Source organism: Paraburkholderia sp. A1BS-2L, from assembly GCF_051125205.1.
Lineage (GTDB): Bacteria > Pseudomonadota > Gammaproteobacteria > Burkholderiales > Burkholderiaceae > Paraburkholderia.
Window position 1 is genome coordinate 1,684,745 of the sequence record NZ_CP120428.1, and the last position, 24,446, is coordinate 1,709,190.

Here is a 24,446-nt window from a genome sequence, read left to right on the forward strand (position 1 = left end):
CCTGATCAATCGTCGATGCCGAATGCCGCGCGCAACGCTTGTGCGGCTTGCGCCTGCGCGCGCCGCGCCTCGTCCACGAAACCGCCCATCTTGAAGAACTCGTGGATCATGCCGGGAAAGCGCACGAGCGTGACCTCGTTGCCGGCGGCGAGCAGCTTCTGCGCATAGGCTTCGTCCTCATCGACGAGCGGATCGAACTCCGCTGCCGCGATCCACGCCGCCGCCACGCCGTGAAAATCGGGCGCGCCATGCGTGCCGTCGAGCGGCGCGAAACGCCAGTCGTCGCGATCGGACGCATCACGCACGTAGTGATTGAAGAACCATTGCACGGTGGGCTCCGTGAGCAGGTAGCCGATGGCGAGGCGCTTGTGCGATGCCGTTTGCTGGTGCGAGCCCGTGCCCGGATAAATCAGCATTTGCAGCACTGCTGGCATGCCCGCGTCGCGCGCGAGCACTGCGCACACCGTCGCGAGCGTGCCGCCCGCGCTGTCGCCGCCCACGGCGAGCCGCGTCTCGTCGATCGCGAATTCGGCCGCGTGGGCGTGCAGCCATGCATAGGAGTCGAACGCGTCGTTCACGGCAGTCGGGAACTTGTGTTCGGGTGCAAGCCGGTAATCGACCGAAAGCACCGCGCAACGCGCGTCGCGCGCGAACATGCGGCACAAGGCGTCGTGCGTGTCGACGCTGCCCACGGTGAAGCCGCCGCCGTGGTAATAGACGAGCGCTGGCAAGGGTTCGGACCACTGCGGCTCGACCGGCAGATAGAGCCGCGCGCGGATCGTCTCGCCGTCGCGCGTGGGCACTTGCAGGTCTTCGACCGAGTGCATCGGCGCGGACGCGATCTCCAACACCGACGCGCTCTTTTCATACGACGCGCGCGCTTGCTGCGGTGTCATTTCGTGATAAGGCGTGCGGCCCGCGCGGGCCACCATGTCGAGCACTAAAGCGATCTTCGCGTTGAGCGGCATGAGTCTGTCGATTGAAGGTTCCGCTCGAACGCCGGCCGTGCCCGCAAGGGTATCGTCAAGCCGGCGCGTTCTTCACTTCGGGTTTGAGCGAGAGCGGATCGGTGGGATTGCGCAACGTCTCGATGTCTTCGTGACGCAGCTTCACGGAAGGGAGTATGCCCGGATGCGTGAGGATGTAGAAGCGCCCTTCGCGCACCGCGTCGAAAGTGACTTTCGCGACATCGTCGGCCGTGAGGCGGCCCGAGCGCACCGCGCGCTGCAATTGCAGATCGGCGGCCTGCTGCGAGCGCGTGGGAGGCGCTTCGTTGCGCATATCGTCAGGCCGGTTGCGCTCGGCGTTGGCGATGCCCGTCGGCACGAACGCGGGGCACAGGAGCGAGCAGCCCACCTGAGCACTCACGTTTCGGAGGTCGTGGTAAAGCGTCTCGGTGAGCGCAACCACCGCGTGCTTGGACGCGTTATAGATGCCCATTGCGGGCGGCGCGAGCAGCCCCGCCACCGAGGCCGTGTTGACGATATGCGCGCGCTCGCCCTGCTTGAGCATGATGGGCGTAAAGCTGCGCAAGCCGTTCGCGACACCCATCACGTTCACGCCGAACACCCAGTCCCAGTCCCGCGCGCTGCTTTCCCACACGAAGCCGCCGCTGCCCACGCCTGCATTGTTGAAGAGCAGATGGACCTTGCCATAGGCATCGAGCGCCGCCTGAGCGAGCGCGTCCACCTGCGCCGGGTCACGCACGTCGGTGCGCAAGCCGATCGCCTGGGTGCCCTGGGCGCGCAGCGCCTGAACGGTTTCGTCTAGCGTGAGCGCGTCCACGTCCGCGAGCACGAGTTTCATGCCAAGCGACGCGGCCTGCTGCGCGAACGCGCGGCCAAAGCCGCTCGCCGCGCCGGTAATGACGGCCACCCGGCCTTCGAATTGAAACGGGTCAGACATTGCGCTTCCTCACCTGATCGTTAATGCTGCAAAGGCGTCAAACGAGCTTGACGAGCTGTTTGCCGAAGTTCTGGCCCTTGAGCATGCCAAGGAACGCCGTGGGCGCGTTCTCGAGGCCTTCGGCAATGCTCTCGCGATAGGCCAGTTGCTTCTTCGCGACCAGCGTACCGAGTTCGGTGAGCGCTTTCGGCCAGACGTCCAGGTGCTCAGTCACAATGAAGCCTTGCACAAGCAGACGTTGCGTGAGCAACAATTGCGGGTGCTTGAGCGGGATTGGCTCGCCGTCATAGCCCGCGATCATGCCGCACACCGCGATACGCCCGCCGGCATTCATGCGCGCGAGCGTGGCGTTGAGGACGTCGCCGCCCACGTTCTCGAAGTAGCCGTCCACGCCCTGCGGGGTTGCGGCCTTGAGTTGCTGGTAGAGATCGCCAGCCTTGTAATCGACGCATGCATCGAAGCCGAGCGTCTCCACGACATAGCGGCACTTTTCCGCGCCGCCCGCGATGCCCACGGCGCGGCAGCCCGCCCGCTTCGCAAGCTGGCCCACGACGCTGCCCACTGCGCCGCTCGCCGCGCTCACCACCACGGTCTGGCCGGCCTGCGGCGCGATGATGCGGTTCAGCCCGTACCAGGCCGTGACGCCCGGCATGCCCACCGGCCCCAGATACGCGGCCAGCGGCACGTATTTCGTATCGACGACATGCAGATCGCTGCCGTCCGAAGTGCCGTACTCCTGCCAGCCGGCCATGCCGACCACCTGGTCGCCAACCTTGAACTTGCGGTTGAGCGATTCGACCACTTCGCCCGCCGTGCCGCCGATCATCACCTCATTGAGCGGCTGTGGCGCTGCATACGACTTGCTGTCGTTCATGCGGCCGCGCATGTATGGATCGAGCGAAAGCCAGTGATTGCGCACGCGCACCTGACCTTGCGCAAGCGGCGCGAGCGGCGTTTCGACGAGGCGGAAGTTATCGACGCTAGCCGCGCCTTCCGGGCGCGAGACGAGCAGAATCTGACGATTGGATTGAGTCATGGCGTTCGGGTGTGTCGTCGCGGCTTGCACCGCGCGGGTTGGGAGCGGAGTGGAGTCGCACACGCCCAGCAAATGAAAACACGCATGCGGCTTGTGTGCCCGAGGTACATCGGGCGCGGCGTTCAGCCGTCGCTCGGACCGGGTTTTGCGTTGGGGTCGCTGCGCAGGCGCTGACGCGTCACGTCGCGGCCCACTGCGAGACGGCGCATGTACTTGAAGGTTCCGAGCGCCTTCGCCACGAAGTGACCTTCGCTGTCGCGAATCTCGCCTTCGCAATAAGCCATCGTGGTCGAGCGATGCAGCACGCGGCCATAGGCACGCAGCTCGCCGCGGCCGGGCTGCATGAAGTTCACTTTCATTTCGACGGTGACGACGCCCACACCGTCGGCGGCGACGCTGCGCGCGGCCATCGCGAGTGCGATGTCGGCGAGCGTCATGGTCACGCCGCCGTGCGCTACGTCCCAGGTATTCATATGCCGCTCGGCGAGCGAAAGCAGCACTTCGCTCGCGCCGTCGCGCGCGCTCACGAGCTGCGCGCCGAGATGATCGACGAACGGGCTTTCGATGATGGGCTGCTGGCTCGATGCATCGCCCTGCGTTGTATCCGTGGTACCGGTCATGGTTGCGCTCGAATTCCCCAAAGTCTTCAGAGCACGTAATCGACGCACTGGCGCGCCTCGACCACGCGCCTAGCGAAGTCCTTCACGATCTGGTGGTCGGGGTGATCCTGGTAGGCGTCGAGCGCAGTCCGGTCGGTGAAATCGGAGAGCAGCACGAGATCGAACGTCGAAGCGAGGCCCGGCTCGGCAAGACCGGCTTCGAGATGCAACGTGCCCGGCACGAGATTGCGGCAACCTTCGAGCATCGTCTTGAACTTCGCGAGGTTCTCGACACGCGTTGCGCCTTCCGCTGATTCCTTGAACTTCCACATCACGATATGACGAATCACGTGTTCACCTTTTCAGTCAGTCTTGAACGGCGGACGCGCCACGCGGGCGCAATCCAGCCGTCATGATACCTGCCTGGGCCAGCGGCCACAGCGCGATCAGGCGATTTCGAACAGCCCCGCCGCGCCCTGCCCGCCGCCGATGCACATCGTCACCACCACGAACTTTGCGCCACGGCGCTTGCCTTCGATGAGCGCATGGCCCGTGAGGCGCGCGCCCGAGACGCCGTACGGATGGCCCACCGCGATCGCGCCGCCGTTCACGTTCAGGCGATCTGCGGGAATGCCGAGCTTGTCGCGGCAGTAGAGCACCTGCACCGCAAACGCTTCGTTCAATTCCCACAGGCCGACGTCTTCCACCTTGAGGCCGGCCTGCTTGAGGAGCTTGGGTACGGCGAACACGGGGCCGATGCCCATTTCGTCGGGCTCACAACCGGCCACGGCGAAGCCGCGGAAAATGCCGAGCGGCTGCAGTCCTTCGCGCTCGGCAACCTTCGCGTTCATCACCACGCAGGCGCTCGCGCCGTCCGAGAACTGGCTCGCGTTGCCCGCCGTGATCACGCCGCCCGGCATCGCCGTGCGGATCTTCGACACGCCTTCGAGCGTGGTGTCGGCGCGAATGCCTTCGTCGGCGGCAATCGTCACTTCCTTCGTGACGAGCTGGCCCGAGGCCTTGTCGACCACGCCGGCGAGCACCGTCATCGGCACGATTTCATCGTTGAAGAGGCCCGCAGCCTGGGCCGCCGCCGCGCGCAGTTGCGACTGCACGCCATATTCGTCCTGACGCGCTCGCGCGATCTCGTAGCGCTTCGCAACGTTCTCGGCGGTCTGCAGCATGCTCCAGTAGATTTCTGGCTTGTGCTGGCCGAGCCAGCCTTCGACCACCATGTGGCGGTTCATCTCGTTCTGCACGCACGAGATGGACTCCACGCCACCGGCGACGAACACATCGCCCTCGCCTGCGATCACGCGCTGCGCGGCGAGCGCAATCGTCTGGAGTCCGGATGAACAGAAACGGTTCACGGTCATGCCCGGCACCGAGACCGGCAGGCCAGCGCGCAGCGCAATCTGGCGCGCGATGTTGGTGCCCGTGGCGCCCTCGGGGTTCGCGCAACCCATGATCACGTCTTCGACACGTGCGGGGTCGATCTTCGCGCGCTCGACGGCGGCCTGCGTGACGTGACCGCCAAGCGTGGCGCCATGGGTCATGTTGAACGCGCCTTTCCACGATTTGGCGAGGCCCGTGCGGGCGGTAGAAACGATTACGGCATCAGTCATGTGTGTCTCCAGTCAATCGCATCAAGCATCGAAGCTCGACATGCGATCCCTTGCGAATGTGTTGATCCTGCGAATCAGATAGATTTCGAACGCTCATCAGACCGCGCCGCTCAGCACCTCGGCCATTTGCACGCGCTTCACGCCCGCTGCGCTCAACTGCTTCCACGCGGCGGCGAGCGAGCCGTGCAAGTCGATGGCGCGCGAGGCGTCCTCGATCAGCACGGTCTCGAAGCCGGCGGCACGCGCATCGAGCGCGGACCACGCGACGCAATAATCGGTCGCAAGACCGCAGCAGTAGACGCGCTTCACCTCCGTGTCGCGCAGATAGCCCGCGAGCCCGGTGGACGTCGTGCGGTCGGCTTCGAGAAACGCCGAGTAGCTGTCGACATGTGCGTGATGTCCCTTGCGGATGACCGCGCGCGCGTGCGGCACGGCGAGATCGCGATGCAGCGCGGCGCCTTCGGTGCCCTGCACGCAATGCGTCGGCCACAGCACCTGCTCGCCGTAAGGCAGCGCGATCGTCTCGAAGGGCTTGCGCCCCGCGTGCCCGGCCGCGAACGAGACGTGCTGCGCCGGGTGCCAGTCTTGCGTGAGCACGACGTGCTGAAAGTCTTGCGCGAGCCGGTTCGCGAGCGGCACGACTTCGTCGCCGTGCGCGACGGCAAGCGCTCCGCCCGGCATGAAGTCGTATTGCAGGTCGATCAGCAGGAGCACGTCTTCAGCGCTTCTCATGATGTTCGTCCGAATATGTGTCTGGGTGCTTAGTTGAACGTACCGCCCTTATCGGCCAGTTCGGCAACCGACGAGGCGATCTGCCATGCGTCGCCGTTCGGCTGCTGCGCATAGCCGCGGATCGCGCGCGCCACGTTGTAGAGGCCGACCGCGTCCGCGTAGAGCATCGGGCCGCCGCGCCACAGCGGGAAGCCGTAGCCCGTGAGGTAGACCATGTCGATGTCCGACGCCTTCGACGCAATGCCCTCTTCGAGGATCTTCGCGCCTTCGTTCACCAGCGCGTACACGAGGCGCTCGACGATTTCCTCGTCGCCGATCTTGCGGCGCTCGACACCCGCTTCCTTCGAGTACGCGACGATCATCTCGTCCACGAGCTTAGAAGGCAGCGCGTTGCGCTCGCCCGCCTTGTAGTCGTACCAGCCCGCACCGGTCTTCTGGCCGAAGCGGCCCTGTTCGCACAGGCGGTCGGCGACCTTCGAATATTTGATCTCCGGCTTTTCCTGATAGCGGCGCTTGCGGATCGCCCAGCCGATGTCGTTGCCCGCGAGATCGCTCATGCGGAATGGGCCCATCGCGAAGCCGAATTTTTCGATCGCGCGATCGACCTGCGCGGGCAGCGCGCCTTCTTCGAGTATGTAAAGCGCCTGGCGGATGTACTGCTCGATCATGCGGTTGCCGATGAAGCCGTCGCACACGCCCGACACCACGGCCGTCTTGCGGATCTTCTTCGCAACCTGCATCACGGTCGCGAGCACGTCCTTTGCCGTTTCCTTGCCGCGCACGACTTCGAGCAGCTTCATCACGTTGGCAGGGCTAAAGAAGTGCAGACCCACCACATCCTGCGGACGCTTCGTGAACGCCGCGATCTTGTCCACATCGAGCGTCGAGGTGTTCGACGCGAGAATCGCGCCGGCCTTCGCGACTTCGTCGAGGCGCTTGAACACCTGCTCCTTCACGCCGAGTTCTTCGAACACGGCTTCGATGATGAGGTCGGCTTCCTTGAGATCGTCATAGGTCAGCGTCGGGCGGATCAACGCCATGCGCGCTTCGAGCTTCTCCGCCGTGAGCTTGCCCTTCTTGACCTGGGCTTCGTAGTTCTTGCGTATCGTCGCGAGGCCGCGATCGAGCGCTTCCTGCTTCGTCTCGAGCAGCGTGACCGGCACGCCGGCGTTGAGAAAGTTCATGGCGATGCCACCGCCCATCGTGCCCGCGCCGATCACCGCCACCTTCTGGATCTCACGCGTGGGCGTGCTCGAAGGCACGTCGGGGATCTTGCTCGCGGCGCGCTCGCCGAAGAACGCGTGGCGCAGCGCCCGGCTCTCGGGCGTCTGCACGAGTTCGACGAAACATTCGCGTTCGAACGCGAGGCCTTTATCGAAACCCTGCTTCACGCCCGCGGCGATGGCGTCCACGCACTTCAGCGGAGCCGGATAGTTCTTCGACATCGCCGCAACGGTATTGCGCGAGAACTGCAGGAAGCCTTCGGCGTTCGCATGCTCGATCTTGCGGTTGCGCACGAGCGGATGGGGGCCCGGCTTGCTGGCGGCCTGGCGCGCGAAGGCGATGACCTCATCGAGCAGATCGCCTTGAGCCATGGCATCGAAAAGGCCGGCATTCGCGAGCTTTTCCGAGAGCACCGGCGTGCCGCTCACGATCATGTTGAGCGCGGCTTCCAGGCCGATCGCGCGCGGCAGGCGCTGCGTGCCGCCCGCGCCCGGCAGAATGCCGAGCTTCACCTCGGGCAGCGCGATCTGCGCGCCGGGCGCCGCGACGCGGTAGTGCGCGCCGAGCGCGAGTTCGAGACCGCCGCCCATCGCCACGCTATGAATCGCGGCCACCACAGGCTTGGCGCTCTTCTCGACTTCCTTGATGACCGTGTGGAGCGTGGGCTCCTGGGTCGCCTTGGGCGTGTTGAATTCGGTGATGTCGGCGCCGCCCGAAAAGGCCTTGCCGGCGCCCGTGATCACGATGGCCGAGACGGCCGGATCGCTGTTGGCGCGCGCCAGTCCCTCGACGATGCCGACCCGGGTCGAATGCCCCAGTCCGTTGACGGGCGGATTGTTGAGCGTAATGACGGCAACGCCGTCGCGAGTCGTGTAATCCACTGCCATTTGCCTGCCTCCGTGCTTGCGGACCGCGTTGTGTCTCGCGGGAGTCGCCTGACTCGCCGCACATGCGCCGGCCGCTTCATTGTCCGGCATTCCCGGTTCACACGCAGAATACCCAAAAAAGAACGTTCGTTCAATTTTTTGCTGCGCACAAGGCATCGGGGTTTGTACCAATCCTCTGCCCCATGCGAAATCGACCGGCCAACAAAAAACGCAGCCGGAGGCTGCGTTTCGTTCGGGTGCATCCGGGGCGCTAGATCGGCTCGGCCGGGCACTGGCCGCCCGACTCGAGGGCACTCGGCAACACATGATCGCGAAACCGCTCGCGCAGCTTGAGCTTCTGCAGCTTGCCGGTGGCCGTGTGAGGAAGCTCGTCGACGAACACGGCGTCGTCGGGCAGCCACCACTTCACCACCTTGCCTTCGAAAAACGCCAGCAGTTGCTCGCGCGTGATATCGGCACCCGGTTTCTTTACCGCGACGATCAACGGCCGCTCGGTCCAGCGTGGATGCGCGCAGGCGATGCAGGCCGCCTCCGCGATGGCCGGATGCGCCACCGCGATGTTCTCGAGTTCTATCGAGCTGATCCACTCGCCGCCCGACTTGATCACGTCCTTGCTGCGGTCGGTGATTTGCAGGAAGCCATCGGGGTCGATGGTCGCGACATCGCCGGTCGGGAACCAGCCGTCCACGAGCGGCGAGTCGCTTTCCTGCCTGAAGTAGCGCTCGATGACCCAGGGTCCGCGCACGTACAGATCCCCGAACGCCACGCCGTCCCAGGGCAGCTCGCGCCCATCGTCGCCGACGATTTTCATGTCGACGCCGAAAATCGCGCGCCCTTGCTTTTCGAGCAACGCGCGTTGCGCCTCGAGCGGGCGCTGCGTCTGCTCCCAGTTCAGCTTCGAGAGCGTGCCGAGCGGCGACATCTCGGTCATGCCCCACGCGTGGATCACCTGCACGCCGTAGTTGTCCTCGAAGCTGCGCAGCATGGCGGGCGGGCAAGCCGAGCCGCCGATCACCGTGCGATTGAGCGTGGAAAATTTCACGCCCGCCTCGCGCATGTACGCGAGCAGGCCGAGCCACACCGTCGGCACGCCGGCCGAGCAGGTCACGCCCTCCGCTTCCATGAGTTCGTAGAGCGATTTGCCGTCGAGATCCTTGCCGGGCAGCACGAGCTTCGTGCCGGCAAGCGGCGCCGCATGCGGTACGCCCCATGCATTCACATGGAACATCGGCACCACGGGCAGCATGGCGTCGCGCGCGGAAAACCCCATTGCATCGGGCATCGACGCGCCATAAGCGTGCAGCACCGCCGAGCGGTGCGTATAGAGCGCGCCCTTCGGATTGCCCGTGGTGCCCGAGGTGTAGCAGAGATTCGACGCGCTGCGCTCGTCGAGCAAGGGCCATGCGAAGCGGCCGTCCTGCGCCGCGAGCAGCGTTTCGTAGCTGAGCACCGGCGTTTGCATCGCCGGCAGGTGCGCCTCGTCGCACAGCGCGATCCAGCCGCGCACCTGCGGGCATTGCGGCGCGAGCGTGTCGACGAGCGCGGCGAAGGTGAGGTCGAACAGCACGTAGCGATCGTCGGCATGATTGACGATCCACGCGATCTGCTCGGGAAAGAGGCGCGGATTAATCGTGTGGCACACCGCGCCGAAGCCGGCCACACCGTAGTAGGCTTCGAGGTGCCGATAGCCGTTCCACGCCAGCGTGCCGATACGCTCGCCCGGCTCGACACCCAGCGCGACGAGCGCCTGCGCGAGCTGCTTCGAACGCACTTCGCATTCGCGGTATGTATAGCGATGCAGATCGCCTTCGATGCGCCGCGACACGATCTGCGTGCTGCCGTGATGGCGCGCCGCGTGCGCAATCAACGACGACACGAGAAGCGGCACGTCCATCATGCGTCCCAGCAACGGCGCGTTCGTCGCGGTCATGGTCAGCGGTCTCCTCGACTCGAATGCCAGAATTTTGTATGGGATGGCGCAGTGCTCGCGGTCTTGGCACAGCATGCCGGAAGCCGCAAAAGCGCGTGTGGCACGGGTTCGGGCCGTCTCCTGCACGCCCGCGGGCGCGGACTTACAATATCGGCTATTCAACAGGCGCTCAACATGTCGTTTTCACCAGGCCAAACCGATTCATCACATGGCGGCTCGACCGCCGCGCGCGCGCCGGCAAGCGGCCCGCTCGCCGACTTTGAACGCGCGCTCGGCGTGCCGCGCGACGACACGTTCGCGGCCCTTGGCGCGACCTTCCATACCCGGCTGCCCGGTGCGCCGCTGCCAGCGCCCTACGTGGTCGGCTTCTCGAAAGAGACGGCCGCGCTGCTCGGACTCGATGCCTCAGTGGTGGGCGATCCGGCATTCGCCGAGTATTTCAGCGGCAACTTCACGCGCGAGCGCACGCCTACGACGATGTCGTATGCGAGCGTCTATTCGGGACACCAGTTCGGCGTCTGGGCCGGCCAGCTAGGCGACGGGCGCGCGCTCATGCTCGGCGAGATCGAGCACGCGGGCAAGCGCCACGAAGTGCAACTCAAGGGCGCGGGACGCACGCCGTATTCGCGCATGGGCGACGGCCGCGCGGTGCTGCGCTCGTCGATCCGCGAATTCCTGTGCTCCGAGGCCATGCATCACCTCGGCATTCCCACCACGCGCGCGCTGACTGTGACCGGTTCCGACCAGCCGGTGCGGCGCGAAGAACTCGAAACGGCCGCGGTCGTCACGCGCGTGTCGCCGAGCTTCGTGCGCTTCGGCCACTTCGAGCACTTCTACTCGCACGACAATGTAGAAGCGCTGCGCGCGCTCGCGGATCACGTGATCGGCCGCTTTTACCCGCATCTGCGCGAAGCCGACGATCCGTATCTCGGGCTGCTCGACGAAGCGGTGCGCAGCACGGCTGCGCTGATGGTCGAGTGGCAGGCCGTGGGTTTCTGCCATGGCGTGATGAACACCGACAACATGTCGATCCTCGGCCTCACCATCGATTATGGCCCGTTCGGCTTCATCGACGGCTTCGACGCGAACCACATCTGCAATCACTCCGATTCGCAGGGCCGCTACGCCTACCGCATGCAGCCGCAGATCGGCTACTGGAACCTGTTCTGCCTCGCGCAGGCGCTGCTGCCGCTCTTTGGCGCGCACTACGAAATCGCCGACGAAAAAGCGCGCAGCGAGCGTTGCGTGGCCGACGCGCAAGCGGTGCTCGAGCGCTTCAAGGGGCACTTCGCGCCCGCACTGGAAATGCGCATGCGCGCCAAGCTCGGCCTCGAGCACGCGCACGAAGGCGATGACGCACTCGCGGATCGCCTCTTCGAAATCATGCATGCGAACCGCGCCGACTTCACGCTGACGTTCCGCCACCTTGCGCGCGTTTCGAAGCATGATGCGCACGGCGACACGTCCGTGCGCGACCTGTTTCTCGATCGCGCCGCGTTCGATGCGTGGGCGCTCGACTATCGCGCGCGCCTCGCACGCGAAACGCGCGACGACGCCGCACGCGCCGCGGCGATGAATCGCGTGAACCCGAAATACGTGCTGCGCAACCACCTCGCGCAAACCGCGATCGAGCGCGCCGCGCAGAAAGATTTCAGCGAAGTCGAACGGCTCGCAAACGTGCTCAAGCACCCGTTCGACGAGCAGCCCGAGCACGAAGGCTACGCCGCGTTGCCGCCCGACTGGGCGAGCTCGCTCGAAGTCAGTTGTTCTTCGTGACATCGCATTTCCCCGCGCAATTGCCCCCGCATTTGTCACCCACAGGAAACCGACATGAGCCAGGACGATCACAACTCCGACGCGTACCCCGGTCACAAGAGCGACGCCGAATGGCGCAAGCAGCTCTCGGACACGCAATACCAGGTCACGCGCCACGCAGCGACCGAACGCCCCTTCACGGGCAAGTACTGGGATCACACCGAGCGCGGCGTGTACGACTGCGTGTGCTGCGGCACGCCGCTCTTCGAGTCGGACACGAAATTCGACGCCGGATGCGGCTGGCCCAGCTACTTCCGTCCGATCGACGGCGAGGTGATCGAGGAGCGCACCGACCGCTCGCACGGCATGCTGCGCGTCGAAGTGCGCTGCAAGAACTGCGGCGCGCACCTGGGACACGTGTTCGAGGACGGCCCGGCCCCGACCGGCCTTCGGTATTGCATCAATTCGGCTGCGCTACAATTCGAGCCCAAGTGAACGCGAGCGAGGCCCGCTCGCGCGGGGTGTGACGCAGGATCAAGCGCGTCGCGCCCTCTTTTTGCGGCTCATTTTGTCAACTTCCAGGCCGATATGAAATTTCTGTTTGATCTGTTCCCGATCATCCTGTTCTTCGTCGCCTTCAAGGTGTGGGGCATCTTCACGGCCACGGCCGTTGCGATCGTCGCAACGCTCGCGCAGATCGCGTGGGTCGCCTTCCGCCATCGCAAGGTCGACCCCATGCTGTGGCTGAGTCTGGGCATCGTCGTCGTGTTCGGCGGCGCCACGCTCATGCTGCACGACGAGACCTTCATCAAGTGGAAGCCCACGGTCCTCTACTGGGCCTTCTCGGTCGTGCTGCTGGTCTCGCAGGTGGTGTTCGGCAAGAACCTCATCGAAGCGATGATGGGCAAGCAGATCACCCTGCCGCCGCGCATCTGGACGCAACTGAACTTCATCTGGTCGATCTTTTTCGCGCTGCTCGGCATCCTCAACCTGTTCGTCGCGTACCACTTCTCCACCGATGCGTGGGTCGACTTCAAGCTCTTTGGCGCGACGGGCATTCTCGTCGTGTTCATCGTCGGCCAGAGCCTGTGGCTCTCGCGTTACATGAAGGAAGAAGAATGAGCGACGTATTTCTCCATGCCAGCCCGGCTGAGCGCATGGCGCTGATCGAAACCCGCCTTTCGGCCGCGCTCGCGCCCGTCGAATCGATCGCCGTGCGCGACGACAGCGCACAGCATGCGGGCCATGCCGGCGCCGCCGCGGGCGGCCATTATCACGTCACGATCGTTGCGGCCGCATTCGCGGGGAAGGCCCGCGTAGCAAGGCATCGCATGGTGTATGATGCGCTGGCCGAAGCCATGCAGCGCGGCATTCACGCGCTCGCAATCACCGCGCTCACGCCCGAAGAGGCGGCAGCGCAGCCCCGCTAACCCCCACTTTTTAGTTCGCCCCTCAGGATTTTTCGATGACCTTGAAGAAAACCCGTCTCTGGGTGTTGCTGGCTGCGTTCGCGGCGGCTCCCGCCTTTGCGCAGAACGTCGCCGTCGTGAACGGCACGCCGATTCCGAAGTCGCAGGCCGACGCGCTGATCGCCCAGGTCGTGGCCCAGGGCCAGCAAGACACGCCGGACCTGGAAAAGGCCGTGCGTGAGGAACTCATCAATCGCCAGGTGCTGATGCAGGAAGCGGCGCGCGTCGGGATTCCGAACCGCCCGGCCGTGAAGGCCCAACTGGCGATGGCGCAGCAGCAGGTCGTCCTGCATGCGTGGATCGAGGACTTCCTCAAGAGCAACCCGCCCAGCGACGCCGAAGTCAAGGCCATGTATGACAAGCTCACGCAAGGAGCGGCCGGCAAGGAATATCACCTGCATCACATCCTCGTGGACAACGAGCAGCAGGCGAAGGACCTGATCGCGAAGATCAAGGGCGGCGCGAGCTTCGAAGATCTCGCGAAGCAATTCTCGAAGGATCCGGGTTCGGCGAAGAACGGCGGCGATCTCGACTGGTCGGACCCGAAGGCCTACGTGCCGGAATTCGCCGATGCCGCCACGCATCTGCAGAAAGGCCAGATCACCGATGCGCCGGTGCATACGCAGTTCGGCTGGCACATCATCCGCGTGGACGACATTCGCGACATCGCGCCGCCGCCACTCGAGCAGGTGCGCCCGCAGATCATGCAGCAACTGCAGCAGCAAAAGCTGCTCGCATTCGAGAAGCAACTGCGCGACAAGGCGAAGATCCAGTAAGGGCCGTTGTGCGGCTTCCTTGCTGCGAAAAGAAAAACCCCGCGACCTGCGAAGGCGCGGGGTTTTTTGTTGCCGGTGCTCGCTGAACGTTCGAGTTATCCACCGCACAACATGCGGCGAATAACGGCGGGATTCGCCGCAAGCCGAGCCGACAGACGCCTGAGGCCGCCCAAAAACGCGAAGGCCCCGGCCGCGCCTCACTTTTGGGCGTGGCCGGGGCCTCCCGACCTCGACTGTGCCGTCAGCGTTTCGGCCGAACGGCAGCGCGGTTTCGGCTTAACCGAGCCACTTGCGTGCGTTCTGGAACGCACGCAGCCACGGGCTCGCCTCGCCCCAGCCTTCGGGGTGCCAGCTCATCGTCACAGTGCGCTGCACGCGCTCGGTGTGCGGCATCAACACGGTGAAGCGGCCATCGGGCGTCGTGACCGAGGTGATGCCCTGCGGCGAGCCGTTCGGGTTGAACGGATAGCCTTCGGTCGCCTGGCCACGGTGGTCGACGTAGCGCATCGCCACGGCCACCTTCGAGAGGTCGCCCTGCTGCGAGAAGTCGGCGAAGCCTTCGCCGTGCGCGACCGCGACCGGAATGCGCGATCCTTCCATGCCGTTGAAGAAGATCGACGGCGAACTCTGCACTTCCACCAGCGAGAAGCGCGCTTCGAACTGCTCCGACTTGTTGCGCGTGAACTTCGGCCAGGCTTCGGCGCCCGGGATCATCGAAGCGAGGCTCGAGAGCATCTGGCAGCCGTTGCAGATGCCGAGGGCGAAGGTGTCCTCGCGCGCGAAGAACGCCGCGAACATGTCCGCGAGCTTCGCATTGAAGCGGATCGTCTTGGCCCAGCCCTCGCCCGCGCCCAGCACGTCGCCATACGAGAAGCCGCCGCAGGCCACTGCGCCCGCGAAATCGGCGAGCGTGGCGCGGCCTTCGAGCAGGTCGCTCATATGCACGTCGTGCGCATCGAAGCCTGCACGGTCAAATGCATAGGCCGTTTCGAGGTGCGAGTTCACGCCCTGCTCGCGCAGGATCGCCACGCGCGGACGCGCGCCCTTCGCGACGAACGGCGCGGCCACGTCTTCGGCCGGATCGAACGTGAGATGCGGCTGCATGCCAGGATCGGCGGCGTCGAGCAGCGCATCGTATTCGGCGTCGGCGCAAGCGGGGTTATCGCGCAGACGCGCGATGCGCCAGCTCACTTCGCTCCACACGCGATGCAGCTCAGCGCGCGGCGCTTCGTAGATGCGCTTGGCGTCGCGATAGATTTCAATCGAATCGCGGTTGTTCAGCGAGCCGATCACATGCGAGCACGCCGAGAGACCATGCTGACGCAGCACCGCGAACACGGCGTCGCGCTGCTGCGCCGGCACCTGGATCACGGCGCCCAGCTCTTCGGAGAACAGGGCGCGCAGCGTGCGGTCTTCGCGGCGGCCGCTGGTCTGCTTCGCCCAGTCCTTCGCGTCGCCATAGTCGGACTCGTGCTCGCCGTCGAGCGTGAGCATGTCGATGTTGAGCGTGACGCCGGTATGGCCCGCAAACGCCATTTCGCAGACCGTCGCCCACAGGCCGCCGTCCGAGCGGTCGTGGTACGCGAGCAGTTGCTCGTTCGCGTTCAGTTGCTGGATCGCCGTGAAGAACTGCTTGAGGTCTTCGGCGCTGTCGACATCCGGCACGGCGTCGCCGACCTGCTGCGTGACTTGCGCGAAGATGCTGCCGCCGAGGCGGTTCTTGCCTCGGCCCAGATCGATCGCGATCAGCACCGATTCGCCCACTTCGTCGGCGCGGCGCAGTTGCGGCGTGAGGTGGCGGCGCACGTCCTCGACCGGCGCGAACGCCGAAATGATCAGCGAAACCGGCGCCACGACTTCCTTCGCCACGCCTTCTTCGTTCCACTTCGTGCGCATCGAGAGCGAATCTTTGCCCACCGGAATGCCGATGCCGAGCGCCGGGCACAGTTCCATGCCGATCGCCTTCACCGTGTCGTAGAGCGCGGCGTCTTCGCCGGGCGCGCCGCATGCGGCCATCCAGTTCGCCGAGAGCTTGAGCTTGTCGAGCGACAGAATCGGCGCGCTGGCGATATTGGTGATCGCCTCGCCCACGGCCATGCGGCCCGACGCGGGCGCATCGATCACGGCGAGCGGCGTGCGCTCGGCCATCGTCATCGCTTCGCCCTTGTAGCCGGCGTAGTCGAGCGCCGTGATCGCGCAGTCGGCCACCGGCACCTGCCACGGGCCGACCATCTGGTCGCGCACGCTCGTGCCGCCCACCGAACGGTCGCCGATGGTGATGAGGAACGACTTGCTGCCCACAGTGGGATTGCGCAACACGCTCTTCGCGACTTCGTCGAGCGCGATGCCCGTGACTTCAACCGGCGTGAGCGGCACGCTCGCGTGCTCGACGTTGCGGTGCATGCGCGGCGGCTTGCCGAGCAGGATGTCCATCGGCATGTCGACGGGCTGGTGGCCGCCGTTCGCGGCCAGCGCGGCTTCGTCGGTGTCGATCAGCTTCAGCTCGCGTTCGTCGGTCGCCACGCCCACTACGGCGAACGGGCAGCGCTCGCGCTTGCAGATCGCCTCGAACATCGGCAGATCGGCAGGCGGGATCGCGAGGACGTAACGCTCCTGCGATTCGTTAGACCAGATCTCGCGCGGCGAGAGGCCCGATTCTTCGAGCTGGACCTTGCGCAACTCGAAGCGCGCACCCTTGTCGGCGCCGTCGACGAGTTCGGGGAACGCGTTCGAGAGTCCGCCCGCGCCCACGTCGTGAATCGAGAGGATCGGGTTGGCTTCTCCGAGCTGCCAGCATCCGTTGATGACTTCCTGCGCGCGGCGCTCGATTTCCGGGTTGCCGCGCTGCACCGAGTCGAAGTCGAGCTCGGCCGTGTTGGTGCCCGTGGCCATCGAGCTGGCCGCGCCGCCGCCCATGCCGATGCGCATGCCGGGACCGCCGATCTGGATCAGCAGCGTGCCCGCGGGCAGGTCCTGCTTGTGCGTGAGCTTCGCGCTGATGTTGCCGATGCCGCCCGCGATCATGATCGGCTTGTGATAGCCGCGCACGGTGCCCGCGACGTTCTGCTCGTAGGTGCGGAAGTAGCCGCCGAGGTTCGGGCGGCCGAATTCGTTGTTGAACGCCGCGCCGCCGAGCGGGCCATCGATCATGATCTGCAGCGGCGAGGCGATGCGGTCCGGGCGGCCATAGGTCTGCGCCTTATCGGCGGGATTGCGGTGCGCGAGCGGGGTGGCCGCGTCGCGGGCGTTTTCCCACGTTTCGCGCGCATCCGGCAAATCGAGGTTCGAGACCGTGAAGCCCGTTAGGCCGGCCTTCGGACGCGCGCCGCGGCCCGTTGCGCCTTCGTCGCGGATTTCGCCGCCCGAGCCCGTGGCCGCGCCCGCGAACGGCGAGATCGCGGTCGGGTGGTTGTGCGTCTCCACCTTCATGAGCGTGTGCGTGAGCTCGGTGTGGCGGCCGTACTGTTCGCCAGGCGCACCGTCCGCGCCGTTCTTGCGCGGGAACCAGCGCTCCGCCACCGCGCCTTCCATGATCGACGAGTTATCCGAGTATGCGACGATCGTGCCTTGCGGGCTCACCTTCTCGGTGTTGCGGATCATCGCGAAGAGCGACAGGTCCTGGTCCTGGCCGTCGATCGTCCAGCTCGCGTTGAAGATCTTGTGACGGCAGTGCTCGCTGTTGGCCTGGGCGAACATCATCAGCTCCACGTCGGTCGGGTTGCGGCCGAGCTTCGTGAAGTTGTCGACGAGATAGTCGATTTCGTCGTCGGCGAGCGCGAGGCCCAGTTCGCCGTTGGCCGTCTCGAGCGCCTTGCGGCCGTGGCCGAGCACGTCGACGGTCTGCATCGGGCGCGCCGGCAGTTCGTCGAACAGATGCAGCGCGTGGTCGCGCGAAGCCGCCACGCTCTCGGTCATGCGGTCGTGCAGCGCAGCCGCGACAGCGGCGTGCGCTTCGTCCGACAAGGTCTTCTTGCCGCCCAGCAGGCCGCTCTTGAGGATGACCGTGTACTCGACGCCGCGCTCGATGCGGCGCACCTGCTCAAGGCCGCAGTGACGCGCGATGTCGGTGGCCTTGCTCGCCCACGGCGACACCGTGCCGAAGCGCGGCACGACGAGGAACGTGACCGCGCTGCCGCGCTCCTGCGGGGCCGCGAACGGCGCGCCGTAGTGCATCAGCGCTTCGATCTTCGCGCTGTCGTCAGCGGAAAGCGGCGTGGCCGAGTTGACGAAGTGCAGATACTGGCCGTGCACGCCGACGATAATGGCGTCGATACGCTGGAGCGTTTCGAGCAGGCGGGTCTGGCGGAAGTCGGAAAGGGCCGAAGCACCGGGGAAACACGAGAAGTGGGCCATGGACTGGGGCGTTGCGTCGAGGTTGCGTCGGAGTTGCGTTGCGCCATCGCCTCACGGGCGTCTCGCGGAGTGGCGAAGCGTCGCATGCAGGCGATGACGTCGTGCCGACGTCGGGCGATGAGGAGACCGCGATTATAACCCGGAAGACCCCGCCTGGCCGAGCCGCGAGGCAGCCGCGAAGCGCCTGCGCCGATGTCAGCGGCGCCCGCGCAAAGGCGCCCTGGCAACGCGCATGGCAAGCGGGCCGGTTTGGCTGCTATGATTGCGCGTTTCACCCGATCGGCGCAATAGCCCGCGCCGCATGCCTCACCCCCTTCGGCAGGGTGCCTTCGCCCCTCGGCGCGCCGTCTGCCAGCAGATCAAATCGTCATGGATGTCATCGTCATTGGCGGCGGAATCGCCGGCGTCGCCACCGCCTATCAGTTGCGCGCGGCGGGCCATCGCGTCTGCGTGGTCGAGCGCCACGCCACCGTCGCGCAAGGCGCGAGCTACGGCCATAGCGGCGTGGTGCTGCCTACGCCGCTCGACGTCTGGTTCGGGCCCACCTTCCTGCGCAACGGCCGGCAGTCGTCGGGCGGGGTGATCTGCAAGACCGGCTTCACCGGACACGCACGCAGCTTCGTGAAGCGTCTCGCGTCTCTGCACGGCTCCGAAGCTTTCGCCGCGCGTTATTCGCTCCTGCGTCCGCTGATCGAATCGGCGCAAAACGCGCTGGACGATGCCGAAGGCCACTTCGAGCTCGAATACGAGCAGCGCGAAGGCCTGCTCTATCTCGTGCGCGGCAGCGACGAGTGGTCGCTTGCGCAGCCCGCGCTCGAACTGTTGCGCCAATTCGAGACCCCGCATCACGTGCTCACGCCGCACGAGTGCGTGGCATCCGAACATACGATTCCCGCCGATCCGCCGTTCGCGGGCGCCATCCGTTTCGACCAGGCGCGCGTGGCCAACTGCCCGCTGTTCGTCAAGCAGCTCAAGCAGGTGCTCGATACGATGGGCGGCGTGCAATTCCAGACCGGGCGCACCGTCAGCGCGATCCGCCTCGAAGGCACGCGCGCAGCCGTGGAACTCGCTCCGCTCCCCGCCGACACGGCGCACAAGCGCGAAGTCGAAGTCATTTCCGCCGATGCCGTGGTCGTCGCGGCCGGCGCGCAAGCACCGAAGCTGCTTGCGCCGCTCGGCATCAAGCTGCCGTTCTATCCCGTGCGGGTGCACACACTAAACGCACCGGTCGCGCACGAGGAATGCGTGCCGCATTCGACGCTGATCGATGTGGCGCGGCGCATTGCGATCACGCGCACGAACCACCGGCTGCGCATTTCGGGCGGCGCGGTGCTCCAGCGCGTGAAGGAACTCGACGAGGCGCTGCCCGAAGCGCTCACCGAAGAAGCCCTCGCCCTGCTAGGCGAGGCTTCGCGCGATTGGGCGCCGGGCGCCGCGCGCATTTCGGCAGCACTCGCGTGGGAAGGCATGAAATTGCTCTCCGCCGACGGCATTCCGGCAGCGGGCAACGCCGGGCATCCTCGCCTCTATGTCAACGCGGGCCATGGTCCGGCCGGCTGGGCGCTCGCGCTGGGCTCCGCGCGCCTGATCGCCGCACAGATTTCGGGCACCGCGCCCGATCTGCCCGCCGAGACCGTCGAGGCGCTCTGGCCCGGACGCGACTAAAGCACGACTAAAGCACGAGCCAGCGCCGGGCGCGCGCCGCTCGGGTATCGTTGCACTGTCGAACTCCCGCACGCGCCGCAGTCCCTTGCGGCCGCCATCGCCACCATGACAGACGCCACGCATAGCTCGCTGCTTCCTATTCCGGCTCCCACGCTCGTCAATCCGCATGATCGGGCCGCGCCGCTGCTCACGGTCGCGCAGTTGCGCGCAGCCGAAACCGCCGCTCAGGGCGCCCTGCCCGCGCACACGCTGATGGCGCGCGCGGGCGCCGCCGCGGCGCATTTCCTGCGCGAGCAGATTGCGCATGCGCCGTCGCCGGCCAGCGTGAAGCCCGTCTGGTTCGCCGCCGGCCCCGGCAACAACGGCGGCGATGCGCTCGTGACCGCTGCCGAACTCAAGCGCGCGGGAATTGCCGTCGAAGTCTGCATGCCGCTCGAAGTGAAACCCGCCGACGCGCGCTGGGCGCTTGCCGAGGCGCGCGCGGCGGGCGTGCCGATCACGGCCACGCCGCCCGAGTCGTTCGATACGTACGGCTGGCTTGTCGACGGTCTGTTCGGCATCGGCCTTGCCCGCGCGCTGGACGGCGTGTTCGGCGCGCTCGCTCAACGGCTCGCTGCGCGAGCGCGCAGCCACGGCCATGTGCTCGCGCTCGACGTGCCAAGCGGCCTCGACAGCGACACCGGCAACCTGGTCGGCAATGGCCCGGCCGTGCGGGCAACCCATACCGTCACCTTCATTGCCGCGAAGCCCGGGCTTTATACGGGCGCGGGACGCGATTGCGCCGGCGCGGTGAGTGTGGCGCCGATTGGGCTAAATGAGGGGCTAAATGAGGGGCTGCATGCGGGCATCGACACGCCCAATGGAGCACGCTCCGCGAGACTCAACGCACCGGCGCTGTTCGGCGCAGCCATGCCCGCACGCGACTTCGCTACCCACAAAGGCAGCTTCGGCACGCTCGCCGTCGTGGGCGGCGATACCGGCATGTGCGGCGCGCCGATCCTCGCCGCGCGCGCCGCGCTGCTCGCGGGCGCGGGCAAGGTCCACGTGGGCTTCCTCGGCCACGACGCGCCGCCCTACGACGCGCCGCATCCCGAGTTGATGCTGCACACCGCGGGCAAGCTCGCGCTCGAGGCGATGAGCGCGGTCGCGGCGGGTTGCGGGATGGGCGGGAGCGCTTCGGCGCGGCAACTCGTCGACCGGATCCTGCAACTCGACGTCCCGGTGCTACTCGACGCTGACGCCCTCAATCTCGTCGCCCGCGACACCGTCCTGGCCGGACGCGTGGCCGAGCACCTGCGCGCGCATGGCGCGCCATGCGTGCTCACCCCGCACCCGCTCGAAGCCGCGCGCCTGCTGGGCACGGAGACGGCAGCAGTGCAGCGCGATCGCCTGGCCGCCGCGCGTGCACTCGCAACGCACTACGCGGCAGTCGTCGTGCTCAAGGGCAGCGGCACGGTCATTGCCGCGCCCGATGGCCGCCTTGCCGTGAACCCCACCGGCAACGCGGCGCTTGCCACCGGCGGCACCGGCGACGTGCTCGGCGGCCTGATCGGTGCCTTGCTTGCACAGCGCCTGCCTCCCTGGGAAGCGGCGCTGGCGGGCGTCTACCTGCACGGGCTCGCTGCCGATACGCTCGTTGCCGAGGGAGAAGGCCCCGTGGGCCTCGCGGCGGGCGATCTCGCTCCCGTGATTCGGCGCCTGATGAACCGCCTGTTTTACGCCGCAAAAGATTGATGAAGGGGTTTCGCGGGAAGCTTGAGGCACGCGGCTTGCTGCTGTTTCTGCCGATCCGCGCGTTGCTGCTCAGCAACGTGCTGCCCCGCTATACTGGTCCCTCGCGCGCTGCTCACCGGCAGCACGCATCCCCGCAGCGCGCGATGCGCGCGTCGCGCCCGACCGGCGCAGCGCCCTCCGCCGCCCTCCATTCGTTTTCCCTCGCTAGACGAACATGACGAATCCGCTTCCTGCCTGGTCCGCGCTACAGACGCACTACGAACAGATCCGCAACGAACAGATGCGCGACTGGTTCGCACCCGCCAACGACCCCGCGCCGACCCGCGCCGAACGCTACACCTACGCGGGCGGCGGCCTCGCAGCCGACTTCTCGAAGAACCGCATCAACGACGACACGCTGAAGCTGCTCGTGCAACTCGCGCGCGAGGCCGGCGTCGAAAAGCGCCGCGATGCGATGTTCGCGGGCGAAGTCGTCAATCCGACCGAAGGCCGCGCCGCGCTGCACACGGCGCTGCGCGCCACCGAGCCGAACGCGCCGTTCCACGCGCAGATCCTCGCCGAAAAAGCAAAGATGGCGAAGTTCGCCGACGCCGTGCGCAGCGGCGCCTGGACCGGCTACACCGGCAAGCGCATCCGCCACGTGGTCAACATCGGCATCGGCGGCTCGGACCTCGGGCCCAAGATGGTCGTGCACGCGCTCAAGCACCTCGAAACGCCCGAGATCAGCTCGCACTTCGTCTCGAACGTCGATGGCGCCGACCTCTGGCGCGTGATCGAGGGCATCGATCCCGAGGAAACGCTCGCGATCATCGTCTCGAAGACCTTCACCACGCTCGAAACCATGACGAATGCGCATTCGATGCGCGACTGGTTCATCCAGCACGGCTGCCCGGAGAGCGCGCTGGCGAAGCACTTCGTGGGCGTCTCCGCGAACCCGGCCGAAGTCGTGAAGTTCGGCATTGCCAAGGATAACGTCTTCGAGATGTGGGACTGGGTGGGCGGCCGCTACTCGCTGTGGTCGGCGGTGGGCCTCTCGATCATGATCGCTATCGGGCCGCAGCAGTTCGACGAACTGCTCGCGGGCGCCCATGACATGGACGAGCATTTCCGCACCGCGCCGCTCGAAAAGAATCTTCCCGTGCTGCTCGGCATGATCGGCATCTGGTATCGCAACTTCTTCGGCTCGCAGAGCTATCTGGTCGCGCCGTACTCCGAAGCATTGCACTACTTGCCCTCGTACCTGCAACAGCTTGAAATGGAGAGTAACGGCAAGCAGGCGCGCCTGGACGGCAAGTTCGTCGATTACGCCACCTCGGCCATCACGTGGGGGGAGCCTGGCACGAACGGCCAGCACGCGTTTTTCCAGATGCTGCACCAGGGCACGACGATCGTGCCGATCGACTTCATCGCCGTGCTCACGCCCGAGCATCCGCTCGCCGATCATCACCCGAAGCTGCTCGCCAACTGCTTCGCGCAGAGCGAGGCGATGATGCTCGGACGCACCGAGGAAGAAGCGAAGAAGATCGCCGGTCCGGACAAGCCCGAACTCGTGCCGCACATCATGTTCCCCGGCAACCGCCCGACCACGACGCTGCTCGTTGATGCGCTCACGGCGCGCTCGCTCGGCGCGCTGATTGCGCTGTACGAGCACAAGGTGCTGGTGCAGGCGTCCGTCTGGAACATCAATCCGTTTGATCAGTGGGGCGTCGAGCTCGGCAAGATTCTCGGCAAGGTGGTCGAGGCCGACCTCACGGCCGCGAGCGCCGATGTGAAGACGCACGATTCGTCGACGGCCGCGCTGATTGCGCGGGCGCGCGCCGCGCTCAAGCGTTAGGCGACGCGTCTAGACGCGGCCCGCCTCGGGCGCTTCGTGCACATCCTCCGGGTTGTCGACATGCAGCGCATTCGGCACGCGGCGGCCCGCTTCGATCGTCACCACGGCATCGCAGCGGCGCGCAAGATCGACGTCGTGCGTGACGAGTACGAGCGTCGCGCCGCCGCTTGCACTGCTGCCAGCGCCGCCGCCAGAACGATTGAGCTCGAACATCAGGTCGATGACGGCATGCCCCGTCGCCGCATCAAGACTGCCGGTGGGTTCATCGGCGAACAGCACGGCCGGCTGCGTGACGAACGCCCGGGCCAGCGCCACGCGCTGCTGCTCGCCGCCCGACAGCAGCTTGGGATAGTGGTCGGTGCGCTGCCCGAGCCCGACGCGCTCCAGCAGCGCACGGGCGCGCGCAAAAGCTTCGCGCGTAGTGATCCCGCCTTGCAGTTCGAGCGGTAGCGCAACATTCTCCAGCGCGCTCAAATGCGGCATCAGCTGGAACGACTGAAACACGAAGCCCACCGAACCATTGCGCAGCGCGGCGCGCTGATCCTCGGCCATGCCGGTAAGCTCATGGCCGAGCAGGCGAACCGAGCCGGCGCTCGCGCTGTCCAATCCGGCCAGAAGGCCGAGCAGCGTCGACTTGCCCGAACCCGACGCGCCCACGATCGCCACGCTGCTGCCCGCGTGCACGGTCAGGTCGATGCCGTCGAGGATCGTCAGTTCGCCGGTCGCATCGGTGACCCGCTTGCTCAGACCCCGCACTTCGATGACTGGATCGCTATTCATTCGCACATGATGAAGCAAAGTTTCGCCGCCTGGGCGCGGCATGGCACGGCGGCCGCTGCGGCCCGCACCACCCTCGGCACCACTGTCGCCCGTCTCGGCGCTGTCACGGCTGCCGCTGTGCTTGGCCTGGCCGCCACCGCCA

General features: G+C 66.3%; 19 protein-coding genes. 8 read left to right on the forward strand and 11 right to left on the reverse strand.

Annotated features, from left to right (window positions below; all coding sequences use genetic code 11):
* Positions 1-5: 5 nt before the first annotated feature.
* From P5W98_RS07550 to P5W98_RS07590, 9 genes are all read right to left on the reverse strand, one after another.
* Positions 6-968: an alpha/beta hydrolase gene (locus P5W98_RS07550; RefSeq protein ID WP_421079503.1), complete on the reverse strand. Its 963-nt coding sequence runs from the start codon at positions 966-968 to the stop codon at positions 6-8.
* Between the two features lie 55 nt (positions 969-1,023).
* Positions 1,024-1,905 carry an SDR family oxidoreductase gene (locus P5W98_RS07555; RefSeq protein WP_434718024.1) on the reverse strand — a complete coding sequence of 294 codons (882 nt, stop codon included), beginning with the start codon at positions 1,903-1,905 and terminating at the stop codon, positions 1,024-1,026.
* A 37-nt stretch (positions 1,906-1,942) separates the two neighbouring features.
* Positions 1,943-2,941, reverse strand: a complete 999-nt coding sequence (locus tag P5W98_RS07560; RefSeq protein WP_421079504.1) for an NADP-dependent oxidoreductase — start codon at positions 2,939-2,941, stop codon at positions 1,943-1,945.
* 122 nt (positions 2,942-3,063) lie between these two features.
* Positions 3,064-3,561, reverse strand: coding sequence for a PaaI family thioesterase (locus tag P5W98_RS07565; protein WP_413185975.1), 498 nt, complete (start codon positions 3,559-3,561; stop codon positions 3,064-3,066).
* Between the two features lie 26 nt (positions 3,562-3,587).
* Entirely contained in the window at positions 3,588-3,890 is a 303-nt protein-coding gene (locus tag P5W98_RS07570; protein WP_434718025.1) for a Dabb family protein, read from the reverse strand.
* 96 nt (positions 3,891-3,986) lie between these two features.
* Positions 3,987-5,165, reverse strand: coding sequence for an acetyl-CoA C-acyltransferase (locus P5W98_RS07575; RefSeq protein WP_434718026.1), 1,179 nt, complete (start codon positions 5,163-5,165; stop codon positions 3,987-3,989).
* A 96-nt stretch (positions 5,166-5,261) separates the two neighbouring features.
* The gene (pncA, locus tag P5W98_RS07580) at positions 5,262-5,897 is read right to left on the reverse strand and encodes a bifunctional nicotinamidase/pyrazinamidase (RefSeq protein ID WP_434718027.1); all 636 of its coding nucleotides are present in this window, start codon (positions 5,895-5,897) and stop codon (positions 5,262-5,264) included.
* A gap of 29 nt (positions 5,898-5,926) precedes the next feature.
* Positions 5,927-8,008, reverse strand: a complete 2,082-nt coding sequence (locus P5W98_RS07585; RefSeq protein WP_421024006.1) for a 3-hydroxyacyl-CoA dehydrogenase NAD-binding domain-containing protein — start codon at positions 8,006-8,008, stop codon at positions 5,927-5,929.
* A 250-nt stretch (positions 8,009-8,258) separates the two neighbouring features.
* Positions 8,259-9,938 (reverse strand): 3-(methylthio)propionyl-CoA ligase, encoded by a 1,680-nt coding sequence (locus P5W98_RS07590; RefSeq protein WP_421024007.1) that lies wholly within the window; start codon positions 9,936-9,938, stop codon positions 8,259-8,261.
* A 174-nt stretch (positions 9,939-10,112) separates the two neighbouring features.
* Here P5W98_RS07590 and P5W98_RS07595 point away from each other — a divergent pair, with 174 nt between their 5' ends.
* The 5 genes from P5W98_RS07595 to P5W98_RS07615 all read left to right on the forward strand — a co-directional run bounded on the left by P5W98_RS07595 (position 10,113) and on the right by P5W98_RS07615 (position 13,938).
* Complete coding sequence (locus P5W98_RS07595) at positions 10,113-11,714, forward strand: protein adenylyltransferase SelO (RefSeq protein WP_434718028.1); 1,602 nt, start codon at positions 10,113-10,115, stop codon at positions 11,712-11,714.
* Positions 11,715-11,768: 54 nt separating this feature from the next.
* Entirely contained in the window at positions 11,769-12,188 is a 420-nt protein-coding gene (gene msrB, locus P5W98_RS07600) for a peptide-methionine (R)-S-oxide reductase MsrB (RefSeq protein ID WP_434718029.1), read from the forward strand.
* 93 nt (positions 12,189-12,281) lie between these two features.
* The gene (locus tag P5W98_RS07605; protein WP_421024009.1) at positions 12,282-12,815 is read left to right on the forward strand and encodes a septation protein A; all 534 of its coding nucleotides are present in this window, start codon (positions 12,282-12,284) and stop codon (positions 12,813-12,815) included.
* The gene (locus P5W98_RS07610) at positions 12,812-13,123 is read left to right on the forward strand and encodes a BolA family protein (protein ID WP_213295460.1); all 312 of its coding nucleotides are present in this window, start codon (positions 12,812-12,814) and stop codon (positions 13,121-13,123) included. The genes P5W98_RS07605 and P5W98_RS07610 overlap by 4 nt, the downstream gene beginning before the upstream one ends.
* A 35-nt stretch (positions 13,124-13,158) precedes the next feature.
* Complete coding sequence (locus P5W98_RS07615) at positions 13,159-13,938, forward strand: peptidylprolyl isomerase (RefSeq protein WP_421024010.1); 780 nt, start codon at positions 13,159-13,161, stop codon at positions 13,936-13,938.
* 276 nt (positions 13,939-14,214) lie between these two features.
* Here P5W98_RS07615 and purL read toward each other — a convergent pair whose 3' ends face one another.
* A complete protein-coding gene (purL, locus tag P5W98_RS07620) occupies positions 14,215-18,291 on the reverse strand; it encodes a phosphoribosylformylglycinamidine synthase (RefSeq protein WP_434718030.1) in 4,077 nt (1,358 codons plus the stop codon).
* 369 nt (positions 18,292-18,660) lie between these two features.
* On the opposite strand from purL, the gene P5W98_RS07625 reads away from it, so the two are divergent.
* From P5W98_RS07625 to pgi, 3 genes are all read left to right on the forward strand, one after another.
* Positions 18,661-19,956 carry an FAD-dependent oxidoreductase gene (locus tag P5W98_RS07625; protein WP_434718031.1) on the forward strand — a complete coding sequence of 432 codons (1,296 nt, stop codon included), beginning with the start codon at positions 18,661-18,663 and terminating at the stop codon, positions 19,954-19,956.
* A gap of 105 nt (positions 19,957-20,061) precedes the next feature.
* The gene (locus P5W98_RS07630; RefSeq protein WP_434718032.1) at positions 20,062-21,690 is read left to right on the forward strand and encodes an NAD(P)H-hydrate dehydratase; all 1,629 of its coding nucleotides are present in this window, start codon (positions 20,062-20,064) and stop codon (positions 21,688-21,690) included.
* Between the two features lie 214 nt (positions 21,691-21,904).
* A complete protein-coding gene (gene pgi, locus P5W98_RS07635) occupies positions 21,905-23,524 on the forward strand; it encodes a glucose-6-phosphate isomerase (RefSeq protein ID WP_434660177.1) in 1,620 nt (539 codons plus the stop codon).
* 9 nt (positions 23,525-23,533) lie between these two features.
* Here pgi and P5W98_RS07640 read toward each other — a convergent pair whose 3' ends face one another.
* A complete protein-coding gene (locus P5W98_RS07640; RefSeq protein WP_434660178.1) occupies positions 23,534-24,304 on the reverse strand; it encodes an ABC transporter ATP-binding protein in 771 nt (256 codons plus the stop codon).
* Positions 24,305-24,446: the final 142 nt, after the last annotated feature.

What these genes read in the sequence shown, in the direction of transcription:
- P5W98_RS07550 (WP_421079503.1), bottom strand. Translation starts at nt 968, where the DNA reads ATGCCGCTCAACGCGAAGATCGCTTTAGTGCTCGACATGGTGGCCCGC.
- P5W98_RS07615 (WP_421024010.1), top strand. Translation starts at nt 13,159, where the DNA reads ATGACCTTGAAGAAAACCCGTCTCTGGGTGTTGCTGGCTGCGTTCGCG.
- pgi (WP_434660177.1), top strand. Translation starts at nt 21,905, where the DNA reads ATGACGAATCCGCTTCCTGCCTGGTCCGCGCTACAGACGCACTACGAA.
- P5W98_RS07595 (WP_434718028.1), top strand. Translation starts at nt 10,113, where the DNA reads ATGTCGTTTTCACCAGGCCAAACCGATTCATCACATGGCGGCTCGACC.
- P5W98_RS07625 (WP_434718031.1), top strand. Translation starts at nt 18,661, where the DNA reads ATGGATGTCATCGTCATTGGCGGCGGAATCGCCGGCGTCGCCACCGCC.
- msrB (WP_434718029.1), top strand. Translation starts at nt 11,769, where the DNA reads ATGAGCCAGGACGATCACAACTCCGACGCGTACCCCGGTCACAAGAGC.
- P5W98_RS07565 (WP_413185975.1), bottom strand. Translation starts at nt 3,561, where the DNA reads ATGACCGGTACCACGGATACAACGCAGGGCGATGCATCGAGCCAGCAG.
- P5W98_RS07630 (WP_434718032.1), top strand. Translation starts at nt 20,062, where the DNA reads ATGACAGACGCCACGCATAGCTCGCTGCTTCCTATTCCGGCTCCCACG.
- P5W98_RS07560 (WP_421079504.1), bottom strand. Translation starts at nt 2,941, where the DNA reads ATGACTCAATCCAATCGTCAGATTCTGCTCGTCTCGCGCCCGGAAGGC.
- P5W98_RS07640 (WP_434660178.1), bottom strand. Translation starts at nt 24,304, where the DNA reads ATGAATAGCGATCCAGTCATCGAAGTGCGGGGTCTGAGCAAGCGGGTC.
- P5W98_RS07605 (WP_421024009.1), top strand. Translation starts at nt 12,282, where the DNA reads ATGAAATTTCTGTTTGATCTGTTCCCGATCATCCTGTTCTTCGTCGCC.
- P5W98_RS07575 (WP_434718026.1), bottom strand. Translation starts at nt 5,165, where the DNA reads ATGACTGATGCCGTAATCGTTTCTACCGCCCGCACGGGCCTCGCCAAA.
- P5W98_RS07555 (WP_434718024.1), bottom strand. Translation starts at nt 1,905, where the DNA reads ATGTCTGACCCGTTTCAATTCGAAGGCCGGGTGGCCGTCATTACCGGC.
- pncA (WP_434718027.1), bottom strand. Translation starts at nt 5,897, where the DNA reads ATGAGAAGCGCTGAAGACGTGCTCCTGCTGATCGACCTGCAATACGAC.
- P5W98_RS07585 (WP_421024006.1), bottom strand. Translation starts at nt 8,008, where the DNA reads ATGGCAGTGGATTACACGACTCGCGACGGCGTTGCCGTCATTACGCTC.
- P5W98_RS07610 (WP_213295460.1), top strand. Translation starts at nt 12,812, where the DNA reads ATGAGCGACGTATTTCTCCATGCCAGCCCGGCTGAGCGCATGGCGCTG.
- purL (WP_434718030.1), bottom strand. Translation starts at nt 18,291, where the DNA reads ATGGCCCACTTCTCGTGTTTCCCCGGTGCTTCGGCCCTTTCCGACTTC.
- P5W98_RS07590 (WP_421024007.1), bottom strand. Translation starts at nt 9,938, where the DNA reads ATGACCGCGACGAACGCGCCGTTGCTGGGACGCATGATGGACGTGCCG.